Annotated in this window: 11 protein-coding genes; 9 read left to right on the top strand and 2 right to left on the bottom strand. The window is 73.1% G+C overall.

All coding sequences use genetic code 11. From position 1 onward, the window contains the following. Nucleotides 1–17: 17 nt before the first annotated feature. From ACFVGO_RS20210 to ACFVGO_RS20200, 3 genes are all read left to right on the top strand, one after another. Nucleotides 18–854 carry an alpha/beta hydrolase gene (locus ACFVGO_RS20210; RefSeq protein WP_359898383.1) on the top strand — a complete coding sequence of 279 codons (837 nt, stop codon included), beginning with the start codon at nucleotides 18–20 and terminating at the stop codon, nucleotides 852–854. Between the two features lie 99 nt (nucleotides 855–953). Continuing rightward, the gene (locus ACFVGO_RS20205) at nucleotides 954–1,427 is read left to right on the top strand and encodes a nucleoside deaminase (RefSeq protein WP_359898382.1); all 474 of its coding nucleotides are present in this window, start codon (nucleotides 954–956) and stop codon (nucleotides 1,425–1,427) included. 120 nt (nucleotides 1,428–1,547) lie between these two features. Next, nucleotides 1,548–2,588: a zinc-binding alcohol dehydrogenase family protein gene (locus ACFVGO_RS20200; RefSeq protein ID WP_380633163.1), complete on the top strand. Its 1,041-nt coding sequence runs from the start codon at nucleotides 1,548–1,550 to the stop codon at nucleotides 2,586–2,588. Between the two features lie 106 nt (nucleotides 2,589–2,694). Here the strand turns inward: ACFVGO_RS20200 and ACFVGO_RS20195 are convergent, their stop codons facing one another. After that, nucleotides 2,695–4,473: a S8 family serine peptidase gene (locus tag ACFVGO_RS20195; RefSeq protein ID WP_380633218.1), complete on the bottom strand. Its 1,779-nt coding sequence runs from the start codon at nucleotides 4,471–4,473 to the stop codon at nucleotides 2,695–2,697. A gap of 450 nt (nucleotides 4,474–4,923) precedes the next feature. On the opposite strand from ACFVGO_RS20195, the gene ACFVGO_RS20190 reads away from it, so the two are divergent. The 3 genes from ACFVGO_RS20190 (at nucleotide 4,924) to ACFVGO_RS20180 (ending at nucleotide 7,793) form a co-directional block, all read left to right on the top strand. Beyond that, on the top strand, nucleotides 4,924–5,175 hold the full coding sequence (locus tag ACFVGO_RS20190) for a hypothetical protein (protein ID WP_380633161.1): 252 nt from the start codon (nucleotides 4,924–4,926) through the stop codon (nucleotides 5,173–5,175). A gap of 337 nt (nucleotides 5,176–5,512) precedes the next feature. Next, nucleotides 5,513–6,703: an Ig-like domain repeat protein gene (locus ACFVGO_RS20185; protein ID WP_380633159.1), complete on the top strand. Its 1,191-nt coding sequence runs from the start codon at nucleotides 5,513–5,515 to the stop codon at nucleotides 6,701–6,703. A gap of 361 nt (nucleotides 6,704–7,064) precedes the next feature. Beyond that, nucleotides 7,065–7,793, top strand: coding sequence for a prolyl oligopeptidase family serine peptidase (locus tag ACFVGO_RS20180; RefSeq protein ID WP_380633217.1), 729 nt, complete (start codon nucleotides 7,065–7,067; stop codon nucleotides 7,791–7,793). On the opposite strand, the gene ACFVGO_RS20175 is transcribed toward ACFVGO_RS20180, so the two are convergent. Then, entirely contained in the window at nucleotides 7,771–8,352 is a 582-nt protein-coding gene (locus ACFVGO_RS20175) for a hypothetical protein (RefSeq protein ID WP_380633225.1), read from the bottom strand. The genes ACFVGO_RS20180 and ACFVGO_RS20175 overlap by 23 nt on opposite strands. A gap of 520 nt (nucleotides 8,353–8,872) precedes the next feature. On the opposite strand from ACFVGO_RS20175, the gene ACFVGO_RS20170 reads away from it, so the two are divergent. The 3 genes from ACFVGO_RS20170 (at nucleotide 8,873) to ACFVGO_RS20160 (ending at nucleotide 12,279) form a co-directional block, all read left to right on the top strand. Further along, on the top strand, nucleotides 8,873–10,417 hold the full coding sequence (locus ACFVGO_RS20170; RefSeq protein ID WP_380633157.1) for an MFS transporter: 1,545 nt from the start codon (nucleotides 8,873–8,875) through the stop codon (nucleotides 10,415–10,417). A gap of 141 nt (nucleotides 10,418–10,558) precedes the next feature. Next, nucleotides 10,559–10,948, top strand: coding sequence for an SCO5389 family protein (locus ACFVGO_RS20165; RefSeq protein ID WP_380354479.1), 390 nt, complete (start codon nucleotides 10,559–10,561; stop codon nucleotides 10,946–10,948). Between the two features lie 287 nt (nucleotides 10,949–11,235). Next, the gene (locus ACFVGO_RS20160; RefSeq protein ID WP_359898374.1) at nucleotides 11,236–12,279 is read left to right on the top strand and encodes an LLM class flavin-dependent oxidoreductase; all 1,044 of its coding nucleotides are present in this window, start codon (nucleotides 11,236–11,238) and stop codon (nucleotides 12,277–12,279) included. Nucleotides 12,280–12,689: the final 410 nt, after the last annotated feature.

Here is a 12,689-nt window from a genome sequence, read left to right as displayed (position 1 = left end):
GAGGAACACCGGACACCATGCCGTACATCACCGTCGGCCAGGAGAACTCCACCCCCATCGACCTCTACTACGAGGACCACGGCTCCGGGCAGCCGGTCGTCCTCATCCACGGGTTCCCGCTCGACGGGCACTCCTGGGAGCGGCAGAGCGCCGCGCTGCTGGACGCCGGGCACCGGGTGATCACCTACGACCGGCGCGGCTTCGGACAGTCCTCCCAGCCCACCACCGGCTACGACTACGACACCTTCGCCGCCGACCTCCACACCGTGCTGGAGACCCTCGACCTGCGGGACGCCGTGCTGGTCGGCTTCTCGATGGGCACCGGGGAGGTCGCCCGCTACGTGTCCCGGTACGGCTCCGGCCGCATCGCCAAGGTCGCCTTCCTGGGCTCCCTGGAGCCCTGCCTGCTGAAGACCGACGACAACCCTGAGGGGGCCGGTCCGAAGGACTTCTTCGACGGCATCGTCGCCGCCGTGAAGGCCGACCGGTACGCCTACTACACCGCCTTCTACCGGGACTTCTACAACCTCGACGAGAACCTCGGGAGCAGGATCAGCGCGGAGGCCGTCCGCAACAGCTGGAACGTCGCGACGAGCGGCGGCTTCTTCGCCGCCGCCGCCGCGCCGTCCACCTGGTACACGGACTTCCGGGCCGACATCCCGCGCATCGACGTGCCTGCCCTGATCCTGCACGGGACCGCCGACCGCATCCTGCCGATCGACAGCACCGGGCGCCCCTTCCACCGGGCGCTGCCCTCCGCCGAGTACGTGGAGGTCGAGGGCGCGCCGCACGGCCTGCTCTGGACCCATGCCGAGGAGGTCAACGCGGCGCTGCTCGCCTTCCTGGCGAAGTAGTGGCACCGCACGGACCGCCACCGCGCGCACCGCCACCGCGTGCACCCCGTACGCCCCGTCCCCGTCACCCCGTCCGGTCCGCCCCCGAGGAGTACGCCGATGACCGACCTCACCCGCCCGCACCTGCTCGCGGCCATCGAACTCGCCGCCTCCGCCCGCGCCCACGGCAACCACCCCTTCGGCGCGCTGCTGACCGACGCGTCCGGAGGCGTCCTGCTCACGGCCGAGAACAGCGTGCTGACCGACCACGACGTCACGGCGCACGCGGAGACCAACCTGGTCCGCCAGGCCTGCCGCACCCTGGCCCCGCACCAGCTCTCCGCGACCGTCCTCTACAGCAGCGCCGAGCCGTGCGCGATGTGCGCCGGCGCGATCCACTGGAGCGGCATCCGGAAGGTCGTCTACGCGCTCGCCGCCACCGAGCTGAACGCCATCGCGGGAGTGGACCCGGACGAGCCGGTGCTCGACCTGCCCTGCCGCCAGGTCTTCGCAGCCGGCGGCGGCACCGTGGAGGTCTCCGGCCCGCACCTCTTCGAGGAGGCCACCGCCGTGCACACGGGGTACTGGGGCTGACCGGATCGCCACCTTCCCCGGACGGCTTCTCCGCCGTCGAGCACGCGGCGGCCGCCGCGGAGCGGGAAACTTGACCCCGGACGCGCACCGACCCCGCAAGCCGAGCGGCAGGAGACGGCGATGAGCAGCACGCAACCCCTACCGGCGGAGACCTGGGCCTGGGCGGTGGAGCGCCCCGGGCCGGTCGGCGGGCCGGGACCGGGCCCACTGGTCCGGGAGCGGCGGCCGCTGGACGCGCCCGGCCCGCAGGAGGTCCTGGTCGAGGTGGAGGCCTGCGGGGTGTGCCGCACCGACCTGCACCTCGCGGAGGGGGACCTCTCCCCCAGGCTGGCCCGGTGCACGCCCGGGCACGAGGTGGTCGGGCGCGTGCTCGCGGCGGGGGCCGGGGTCGAGGGCTTCGCCGTCGGGGACCGGGCCGGGGTGGCCTGGCTGGCCCGGACCTGCGGCAGCTGCGGGTACTGCCGCAGCGGGCGGGAGAACCTCTGCCCCGCGTCGCGCTACACCGGCTGGGACCGGCACGGCGGCTACGCCGGGCACCTCACCGCGGACGCCCGCTTCGCCTACCGGCTGCCCGAGGGCCCGCCCGCCGAGGAGCTGGCCCCGCTGCTGTGCGCCGGGATCATCGGCTACCGGGCCCTGGAGCGGGCCGAACTCCCGGCGGGCGGGCTGCTCGGCATCTACGGCTTCGGCGCGTCCGCGCACCTGACCGCCCAGGTCGCGCTCGCCCGGGGCGCCCGGGTGGCCGTGTTCACCCGGGCCGCGGCGGCCCGGAGGCTGGCGCTGGACCTCGGCGCCGTCTTCGCCGGCGACTCCTACGACCCGCCCCCGCAACCGCTGGACGCCGCGATCCTGTTCGCACCGGTCGGCGAACTCGTGCCCGTCGCCCTCACCGCGCTGGACCGCGGCGGCACGCTCGCCGTGGCCGGCATCCACCTCACCGACATCCCGGCGCTGAACTACCAGCGGCACCTGTTCCAGGAGCGCTCCCTGCGCAGCGTCACCGCCAACACCCGGGCCGACGGGCTGGCCTTCCTGGCGGAGGCGGCCCGTGCCCGCCCGGTGGTCCACGTCAGCCGCTACCCCCTGCGCCGTGCGGACGCGGCGCTCGCGGACCTCACCGCGGACCGGGTGACGGGGGTCGCGGTGCTCGTCGCGGAGTAGCGCACGGTGGTCGGCGTCCCGCACGCGATCCGGCCGCCCGACGCGCTCGGGCGTCGGGCGGCCGGGGGGAACGGCGGGGCCAAAGGGTTCAGAAGGTTCAGCAGGTTCAGAAGGTGAGGTTCCAGGCGTCGATCGTGCCGGTGTCGCCGGAGGCGCCGTCCTTCACCCGGAGCTTCCAGGTGCCGTTCGCCGCACTCGCGGCGGCGTTGACGGTGTAGGTCTTGGCGACGTTGTCGGTGCTGTCGCTGTTCGGGAAGTCCTCCAGGAGGTAGACCGTGCCGTCGGGCGCGACCAGGGAGAGGACGAGGTCGCCGCGGTAGGTGTGCTTGATGTCCACGCCGACCTTGAGCGCCGCCGGGGCGTTGCCGCTGACGCCGGTGACGGTGATCGGGCTCTCCACCGTGGTGTTGTCGGGGATCGCCACGTCGGCGGTGTTCTCGAAGTACGTGCCGGTGGGCTGGGTGGCGCCGCCGACCGCCTTCAGCGCGTCGACCTGGCCCTCGCCGAAGAAGCCGTTGACGGCGGTGGTGCCGGTGCAGCGGCTGTCGGAGGCGGGGCAGGCCAGGTCGTTGGCCTGGCTCGCCAGCCGGGCCCGGATGTCCGCCGGGGTGAGCGACGGGTTGGTGCTCGCGATCAGCGCGGCCACCCCGGTGACGTGCGGGGAGGCCATCGAGGTGCCGCTCTTGGTGCCGTACTTGCCGCCGGGCAGGGTCGAGTAGACGCCGGTGGCGCCGTCGCCGCCGGGCGCCGCGACGTCGATGACGCCCTGGCCGAAGTTGGAGTAGGAGGCCTTGCCGCTGCCGCTGCCCGTGGCAGCGACGGTCACCACGCCGGGGAGTTCGGTGGGGATGTCGAGGCAGGCGTTGCTGATGGTCCGGGTGACCTTGGTGGAGTCGTTCGGGCTCTCGCTGTCGGTGGTCTTGTTGGCCAGGTCGTAGTCGGAGTTGCCGGCCGCCGCGACCTGCAGCGAGCCCTTGCCCTCGGCGTACTCCTGGGCGCGCTTGACGCCCTCGATGATGGCCGCCTGGTCGAGGTCGTTCGGGCAGTTGAACTGCCAGGGGTCGGTGTAGTAGCTGTTGTTGGTGACCTTGAAGCCGTGGTCGCCGGCCCAGACGAAGCCGCAGACGGTGTTCTCGGCGTAGAAGAGGGTGCTGGTCGGCTCGGCGATCCGGACCGAGGCGATCTTCACGCCCGGTGCGACGCCGATGACGCCCTTGCCGTTCTTCGCGGCCGCGATGGTGCCGGCGACGTGGGTGCCGTGGGTGTCCACGTCGCGCCAGGCGCCGGTGCGGGTGTCGGGCTTGCCGTAGGCGCAGGAGGCCGAGTCGGCGGCGTCGAAGTTCGGTGCGAGGTCCTGGTGCTGGTCGTCCACGCCGGTGTCGAGCACGCCGACCTTGACGGACGGGGAGCCGGTGGTGACGTTCCAGGCCTGGTCGGCCTTGATCTGGGTCATGTCCCAGCGGTTGGACTCGGTGAGCGTGGTGGCCGCCTGGGCGGGGTTGGCGGGCAGGGCCGGGTTGTAGGCGTCGGCCGGCACGTCGGAGGTGCGGGTCGCGCCGACCTGCTGGATGCCGGTGACGGTCCGCAGCGCGGCGGCGAAGCCGGCGCTGGTGGAGTGGGCGACGATGACGCCGATCGCGTCGTAACTCGCGAAGACCGTACCGCCCTTGGCGGCGACGGCGGTCTTGGCGGCGGCGATGTCGGCGGGGGCGCTGATCACCAGGTAGGCGCGGGTGCCGGCGGCCCAGCCGGCCGCGGTGCCCGCGACGGCGGGGGTCTGGGCGGCGGGGGCCTGGGCGGCGGGCGCGGAGACGGCCCCGGAGACGGTGGGGGTGGTGGTCGTGGTGGCAGCGGTCGCGAACGCGGTGGGGGTGGCGAGCGCCATGGCCGAGAGCACGGCGAGGGCTGCGGCCGGGCGGCCGAGCCGCCGGGATATCAGGGGTGACACGTGTCCTCCTAATCGGCCCGTGCGTGAGGGGGATCGCACGGGAATTGAAGGAAACATGCCAGATTGGGCTGGACTTGGGGAAGACTTTACGCCCGACGACTTCTCACGGAGACGTTACGTTTTGATGTCGCGGGGTCCGCGGCGCCCCAGGTCGGGGGTGCGCGGCCAGCCGCGGGGCACCCGGCAGGGCCTCCCTCGCGATGGGTCCGGCGGGGCCGATGAACGGCCGGGCGGCGTCCGTCGGTTCACGAAGCACTTCCGCGTCGGCACAGGGCTCGCCGGCGATGAAACAGACCCTGAACTCCAAGCCGTACAGCCGCCCTCGGACCTTCGTCCTGATCCAGAGCGAGAACAGGTCCGCGTCGCCGCGGCTGGAGCGGTTCTGCGGTGTGCGCCGCAGGGCTGTTCACCCTCGGCGGCGGCGCCCTGGCTGCCTACCGCACCGTGTGCTCCACCGAGAACCGGGCCGGCCAAGCCGTCCTCGAACGCCTGCAGCGCGAACCCGATCTCACCCCCGAGGCGCTCGCCGCCGACCTCGGCCTGCGCCCGGCCGCCGTCCGGCTCAGCCTTCACCGACCGGCCACCGCCCGCCAGCTCCCCCAACAGACCTTCCCGATCCGGGATGCTGACCAGATGTGACCGAGTGCCCCGGTTGGCGGGGCTGAGCGCTTGGTGACGAGTCCGTGCCCGGCACCCGTGCGCTTCCTTCGGGGCTGTGATCGCACTTTCGGGCTCGGGTGCTGCCGAACGGTTAGCCAGGGGCCGCCGGTGTGAACCGGCGGTGTGTCAGCTCGGTGGGCAACCGCGACCCCGCCCGTGTGATCGACAGTGACGGAAGGCGATCCCTCGCCGAGAGAACCTCTTCCCTTTTCTGGAGTTGATCGTGACATTCCCACTGTCGGAGGTCGCCGACCGGCCGAGCTCAACGCACGGGCACCATGCCGGTTCGTCCGGGCGTCGGAGCCGGGTGGCGGCCGTGGCGGCCGCCGTGTTCTGCGCTACGGCCGTCGCCCCGCTGGCGCTGCCCGCGCCCGCCCACGCACAGGGCACCTGCACCGTGTCCGGCCCCACCACCACCTGTACGTTCGCCTCCACCGGCGCCGAGCAGACGTTCACCGTGCCCGGCGGTGTCACGCAGGTCGACGTCACGGCGATCGGCGGGGCCGGCGGCGTGGAGGACAACGGCGTCGGCGGCGGCCGTGGCGCCCAGGTGTCCGGCACCCTCACCGGGCTCTCCGGGGGACAAACCCTCTACGTCGAAGTCGGCGGCACCGCCACCGGCGGCGCCCAGTGCGCCGGTAGCGCGCAGTGCACCGGCGGCTTCAACGGCGGCGGCAGCACCCACTTCGGCGGAGGCGGCGGCGGCGCCTCCGACGTCCGTACCCAGCCCGGCACCACGCCCCTCACCACCACCGACTCCCGCCTCATCGTGGCCGCGGGCGGCGGCGGAGCCGGCTGGGCCGGCCAGTGCACCGGAAGCCCGGGCGGAGACGCCGGCCAGCCGGGCGCGGACGCGACCTGCAACGGAGGACACGGCGGCGGGGCGGGGACGTCCACCCAGGGCGGGGCCGGCGGCACCGGCGGGGGCGGGTTCTACGGCGGTGGGCCCGGCACGCTCGGTACTGGCGGCACCGGAGGCGGCCCGGGCGCCTCCCTGACCGGCGGTGCCGGCGGCGGCGGCTACTACGGCGGAGGCGGCGGCGGCAACATCAACCCCTTCATCAGTCCGAGCGGCGGCGGGGGCGGAGGCGGCGGAGGCTCGTCGCTCGTCCCCGCCGGCGGCACCGGCCCCACCGCCACCAGCGCCGCCCCGAGCATCACCATCAGCTACACCACCCCGGGCAAGCCCGTGAAGACGGCCCTGACCGCGATGCCCTCCCGCACCCGGGTCGGCGCTCCGGTCGTGCTCAGTGACATCGTCTGCCCGGCCAGTACGACCGCCACGACCAGGCCGACCGGCACGGTCACGTTCACCGACACCACCACCGGCACGACCCTCGGCACCGGACGCCTGTTCCTCTCCCTCGGCAACTGCGCAGCGGCCGGGACCGTCACCGCCTTCCGCACCACCGGCACCCACACCATCACCGCCGTCTACAGCGGCGACACCGTCTACCAGGGCAACAGCACCAACCCCGAGACCACCACGGTGACGGTGACGGCCTGAGAACACCGCAGAGCGCCGGCCCCGCTGCGAGGCGGGGCCACGCACCGCGGTATCGCGCCCAGGTGACAATGATCCGAACAGTCCCAGGTGCCGCGAGCCGGGTATGTCCAGCGAACGACTCTGTCCCGTAATCGGTGGTAACGAAGCGTGACGGATCGCCGCAGCCCGCGCGGCCGACCTGCCTCACCTTCAGAGCTTCTGCAACGGCCTCGACGACGGCCGACTCGCCGTGATCGGATCCACCCCCTCGTCCGCTCCGAGTCTGTGGTCGCTCGACCTCGCGGCGCAAGCCGACGCCCCGGCTGTCCCGATAGGCACTGGGTGCGTGCCCGCCCCGCCCTGGTCGCCCGTCCCGCCGTCGATGGAGGCCGCCCGGGGTGGCGACGACCGTGTGAGCTTCCTGCTCCACCGACCTGCAGGGACGGCAGCACCTGTGTCGCTTCTGGTGCGGGCACACCCCGGCCCGACGGACGATGTGCCCCTGCGGCTGGACTGGACGACCCAGTTCTTCGTCAGTCACGGATTCGCCGTCGCCGACGTCCTCTACCGGGGCAGCACCGGCCGGGGTCGTGCGTTCCGGCAGGCGTTGCACGGCCACTGGGGCGAGTACGACGTCGAGGACTGTGCCGCGGTGGCCGAGCACCTGCGGTCGGCCGGCGTGGCGCTGCCCGGGGCGGTCTTCATCAGCGGCGCGAGCGCCGGTGGGTACACGGCGCTCCAGGCAGCGAGTCGTCCCGGACCGTTCGCCGGCGCGACGGCCACCTCTGCGATCATCGACCCCGCACGGTGGGAGCTGTCCGTCCCCGAGTTCCAGCGTCCCCACGCGGCCGTGCTGCGGGGGCCTGCCGGAGCGGTGGCGCCGGAACGGATCCGTTGTCCCGTGCTGGCGATCCACGGAACCGCCGACACGATCACGTCCGCCAAGGAGGCCATGCAGTTCGCCCAGGACCTGGCCGCCCTCGGCGGTGGCCACGACAGCCTGCTGCTGGACGGCGGCGACCACTACCTGTCAGCGCCCGCCGCCCGGGAACAGGCCCTCCGCGCCGAACTCGACTTCTACCGCCGCCTCATGAGCCGCCCGAGAGCATGACAGCCATGCCGTCGGCCTCGGGCAGCACGACCCGGGCGAACTCGCGAAGCTCCCGGGCCGGGGCGTAGTCGTCGTGGGCCCGCAGGTCGGCCAGGACGCCGGCCACCCGCTCGATGCACAGGCCTGACCCTGTCCTGGCGGCATAGGCGACGGCGTCCCGGCCGGCCGCGCACGCCCGGTCGAGGTGCCCGGTACGCAGCCAGGTGGCGGCGAGCAGGGCGGCATCGATCGCTCGCCGGCGGACCCGGTCCTCGCCGACACCGCTGAGGGCCTCGGCGAGTTGACTCCTCGCGGCCGGGGCGCGACCGAGGTAGACAGTGGGCGCGAAGGTCCCGGCCTCCCCGGCGTCACCATCGCCCAACTGCGACTCGACGACGTGCACTTCCCGTGCGACGACGACGTGCTGCGGCGCGCCGTCACCTACCAGGACACCAGGCTGACCCGGCGGGGCAGCTCGCACGAACACGTTCTGGCCCGGCTGCGCAAGGCGCGGGCCGAGATCCACGACGATGTAGTGGGTGATCGGCACCGTCGAAGCCGTCCAGCGCGAACTCACCACGGCCGAAGGCCTGGTCCGGCGCTACCTGACCCACACCGCCCGCGATGCCAATGCGGACGGCCTCGAAGGGCACGAAGGCGCCTTCCTCCATCCGCACCGTCGAAACCGCCGACGCGGCCGGCCTGGAGGTGCTCACCGGCCGCTCGGCAGACCCGGGGGCGGCACGTCTCGGGGACGGCCGAGCCTTCGGCACACCCGTCCCCGAGACCGCCGAGCTGCTCACCGACCTGCGGGCCGTCGAACACGCGATCACCGCGCACAACCAGGCGGATCAGCCGCTCTCCCGGGCAGCCGGGATCGCCGGAGCTGACCTCGTCGCCGCTGTACCGCTTCCTGAGACCCGCCGAGCTGGAGGGGTGCGGATCACCGTCGGCTCGGCCAGGAAGAACACCGGACCGGGACGCGCGCGATTGTCCGTAATGAACGATTGTGTTCCCTATGCCCCGGGGATACCGTCGGTAGTGGTGAACGAATCCGTCCCCTGCCCGCCGTTCACCCTCGAACCCATTGGGGGACCGCCATGGCCACCTCGCGCGCCCTGGCCGAGGCTTCGCCCGCGACCGCACGTCGGGGCCAGCACCCGGGGATCGCTCTCACCGTCATCGCGGCGACACAGCTGATGGTCGTTCTCGACATCACGATCGTGAACATCGCGCTGCCGCACATCCAGTCGGCGCTGGGGTTCAACACCACCGAACTGTCCTGGGTGATCAACGCCTACACGCTCACCTTCGGCGGGCTGCTGCTGCTCGGCGGGCGCGCCGGCGACATCCTCGGGCGGCGGCGGGTGTTCATGGTCGGCGTGCTGGTGTTCAGCCTGGCCTCGCTGCTCGGCGGCGTCGCGCAGTCCTCGGCCTGGCTGCTGGCGGCCCGGGCGCTCCAGGGCCTGGGCGGCGCCATCGCCTCGCCGACCGCACTGGCGCTGATCGCCACCAACTTCAAGGAGGGCCCGGAGCGCAACCGGGCCTTCGGAGTGTTCTCGGCCGTGGCCGGGGCCGGTGGCGCGATCGGGCTCCTGCTCGGCGGCATGCTGACCTCCTGGCTGTCCTGGCGCTGGGTGTTCTTCGTCAATGTGCCGATCGGCATCGCGATCGCGCTGCTGGCGCCGCTGTACATCAACGAGTCCGAGCGGCACCCCGGGCGTTTCGACCTGACCGGCGCCTTCACCGCCACGGCGGGCATGGTCTCGCTGGTGTACGGCTTCATCCGTGCCTCCGACCACGGCTGGACGGACCCCGTGACGCTGACCGCCTTCAGCCTCGCCGCCGCACTGCTGGTCGCGTTCCTGTTCAACGAGCGGCGGGTGCCGCAGCCGATCACCCCGTTGCACCTGTTCCGCGACCGCAACCGCTCGGGCGCGTACGGGCTGATGCTCTGCGTGGCCGCGACGATGTTCAGCATCTTCTTCTTCATCACCCTGTTCGTGCAGGAGATCCTCGGCTTCAGCCCGCTTCGGGCCGGCTTCGCGTTCCTGCCGATCAGCGTGGCGATCATCGCCGCCGCCCAGTTCGCCGCCCGCAACCAGCTGCGCTGGGGCCCCAAGCCCTTCCTGGTGACCGGCTCGCTGCTGGTGCTGAGCGGGGTGGTCTGGGCGACGCAGATCGACATCGACAGCACCTACGTCGGCGGCATCCTCGGCCCGACCCTGCTGTTCGGCTTCGGCATGGGCTCGATCTTCGTCCCGGTGATGCTGACCGCCGTCTCCCACGTCGCCCCGCACGAGACCGGCGCGGCCACCGGCATGCTCAACACCACCCAGCAGGTGGGCGGCTCGCTCGGCCTGTCGATCCTGGTCACGGTGTTCGGTACGGCCAGCCGCAACGAGGCCCGGCAGCAGGCCGGGGCGTTCCTGCGGCAGGCCACCCCGCAGCAGCTCGCCCAGTTCCGGGCCACCGGCCGGCTCCCGGCGCCGTACTCCTCGCAGGTGCTGGTGCACGGCATCGCCAGCGCGTTCCAGATGGGCCTGGTCTTCGCGGCGCTGGCGGTGTTGATCGCGGTGTTCGTGATCAAGGTCGGCCACCTGCCGGTGCCGCCGGCCGTCAGTCCTTCGGGGGGCGGCGCTTGACAGGGCGTCGGGGTGACCGGGAGAGTCCTTCTTGCAATGGTTTTCATCTTCGATAACCGGTGCGGGTGAGCGCTGCCCGTTCCGCCGGTCACCGCTGCCCGCCACCGGTCGAAGCCCACGCATCCCCGAAAGAGGACCTCCATGTCGCTCGACGTCTCCCCCGCCCTCCTCGCCCAGGCCCAGCAGGGCCGCGTCGACGAGGCCGACTTCCTCGAGACCGTCCGCACCTCCCTTCCGTACGCCTACCAGGTCGTGTCCGGGCTCAGCACCGAACTCGCCACCGGCCAGGAGGAGTTCACCACCGACAACACCACGCCCAGCGACGAGCAGCGCGCCCAGCTGCTGCGCGCGCTCGCCAGCAACGCGATCCGGGGCAGCCTGGAGAGCCACTTCGGGGTGAAGCTCGCCTTCGTCAACTGCCACCGCGTCGGCGCCTTCCGCCCCGGCACCGAGGACGGCGCGGCGTACCGCGAGTTCACCTCGCTGCACAACCAGATCCGCAACCAGAGCCCGGAACTGCGCAGCTGCTGACAGCCCCCGGAGGCGGCCCGGACGCGGTCCGAGCACAGCCCGGGCAAAGCCCGGGCAAAGCCCGGGCGCTACTCGAGCCGGCCCGGGCGCGGCCCGGATCGCGGCGGCTCCCACCCTGCCCACCGGGGTGGGAGCCGCCGCACGTGACACCAGCATTGCGCCGTATTGCGGGCCGGTGACCGGATCGTGCGTCGATCTTGTCGGACGGCGCGGCGCCCGCTTACGTTCGAAACGCACCATCTCGACCGGCCCTCACCAGGCCGCCCCTCACCCCCGCGGAGCCCACCATGTCGCCGACCCCTCGCCCACTGCGGAAACTCGGCTTCCTGACCATCGGGCTCTTCGACGAAGCGGACCCCCGCCGCGGCCACGAGTCCACCCTCGACCTCATCACCCTCGGCGAGCGGCTCGGCTTCGACAGCGCCTGGCTGCGCCACCGCCACCTCCAGTACGGCATCTCCTCCCCGATCGCCGTCCTCGCCGCCGCCACCCAGCGCACCAGCCGCATCCAGCTAGGCACCGCCGTCACCCCGCTCGGCTGGGAGAACCCGCTGCGGCTCGCCGAGGACCTGGCCACCGTGGACGTGCTCTCCGGCGGCCGGCTCAACCCCGGCTTCAGCGTCGGCCCGCCCACCCACTACGAGCAGGTGCGCGGCGCGCTCTACCCGGACACCGGCGAGCAGGAGGACTTCAGCCCCCGGCGCGCCGAACGGCTGCTCGCCCTGGTCCGCGGCGAGGACGCCTCCGACTTCGCCGGCACCGAGGGCATCGAGGTGTACTCCCGCCGCGTCCAGCCGCACTCCCCCGGCCTGGCGTCCCGGCTCTGGTACGGCGCCGGCAGCCTGCGCTCGGCCCGCTGGGCCGGCGAGCAGGGGCTCAACCTGCTCACCAGCAGTGTCGTGAAGCCGGAGAGCGAGGAGGGCCCGCTCGACTTCGCCGCCATCCAGGCCGCCCAGATCCGCGCCTTCCGCGAGCGCCACCCCGACGGCGAGCGCGCCCGGGTCTCCCACGGCCTGGTGGTCATCCCCACCGACAGCGCCACCCCCGAACAACGCGCCAAGTACCGGGCGTACGCCCTCGCCCGCACCCCGCGCACCCTCGCCCCGCAGGGCCCGGCCCGGCTGCTGTTCGCCCCCGACCTCGTCGGGACGACCGAGGAACTCGTCGAACGGCTGCACGCCCACGCCGGCTACCGCGAGGTGGACGAGGTCGCCTTCGCCCTGCCGTTCACCTTCGAACACGAGGACTACGTGCAGATCCTCACCGACCTGGCGACCCGGCTCGGGCCCGCCCTCGGCTGGCGTCCACAGCCGGCGCCCGCCGAGGGCTGACCCGCCCGACCCCTTCCCTGCCCCTGTCCCTGCCCCTGCCCCTGCCCCTGCCCCTGCCCCTGCCCCTGCCCCTGCCCCCAACAGGCGTACAGACAGCGGGAGTCGGCCGCAACCACCGCGTCCGGCACGGCGTCCCAAGCCGGTACGGACGGACGGCCGGCCCGGCCGGACGCCACCCCGGGGGGAGACCGCGATGGGGCCCTACCACGCCACACCCGTACCGCCGCCGCCCGCCCTGCACCCCTGTCCGAACTGCGGGCTCACCGACCAGGTCCGCGGCGTCCCGGCCGTGTACCACGCGGGAAGGACGCGGGTCACCACTCGGCCCTCGCAGGGACGCGGCGACCACCGGACCCGGGGGGGGGGGTTCGAGCCGCCTCCCCCCATGACACCCCCCCCCCCCCCACACA

This window comes from Kitasatospora sp. NPDC057738 (assembly GCF_042798815.1).
Classification (GTDB): domain Bacteria; phylum Actinomycetota; class Actinomycetes; order Streptomycetales; family Streptomycetaceae; genus Kitasatospora; species Kitasatospora lactacystinica.
The sequence above is the reverse complement of the archived record's forward strand: the minus strand, read 5'-3'. Positions and strand labels throughout refer to the sequence as shown.

What these genes read in the sequence shown, in the direction of transcription:
- ACFVGO_RS20210 (WP_359898383.1), top strand. Translation starts at nt 18, where the DNA reads ATGCCGTACATCACCGTCGGCCAGGAGAACTCCACCCCCATCGACCTC.
- ACFVGO_RS20170 (WP_380633157.1), top strand. Translation starts at nt 8,873, where the DNA reads ATGGCCACCTCGCGCGCCCTGGCCGAGGCTTCGCCCGCGACCGCACGT.
- ACFVGO_RS20160 (WP_359898374.1), top strand. Translation starts at nt 11,236, where the DNA reads ATGTCGCCGACCCCTCGCCCACTGCGGAAACTCGGCTTCCTGACCATC.
- ACFVGO_RS20165 (WP_380354479.1), top strand. Translation starts at nt 10,559, where the DNA reads ATGTCGCTCGACGTCTCCCCCGCCCTCCTCGCCCAGGCCCAGCAGGGC.
- ACFVGO_RS20195 (WP_380633218.1), bottom strand. Translation starts at nt 4,473, where the DNA reads ATGGCGCTCGCCACCCCCACCGCGTTCGCGACCGCTGCCACCACGACC.
- ACFVGO_RS20180 (WP_380633217.1), top strand. Translation starts at nt 7,065, where the DNA reads ATGGAGGCCGCCCGGGGTGGCGACGACCGTGTGAGCTTCCTGCTCCAC.
- ACFVGO_RS20200 (WP_380633163.1), top strand. Translation starts at nt 1,548, where the DNA reads ATGAGCAGCACGCAACCCCTACCGGCGGAGACCTGGGCCTGGGCGGTG.
- ACFVGO_RS20205 (WP_359898382.1), top strand. Translation starts at nt 954, where the DNA reads ATGACCGACCTCACCCGCCCGCACCTGCTCGCGGCCATCGAACTCGCC.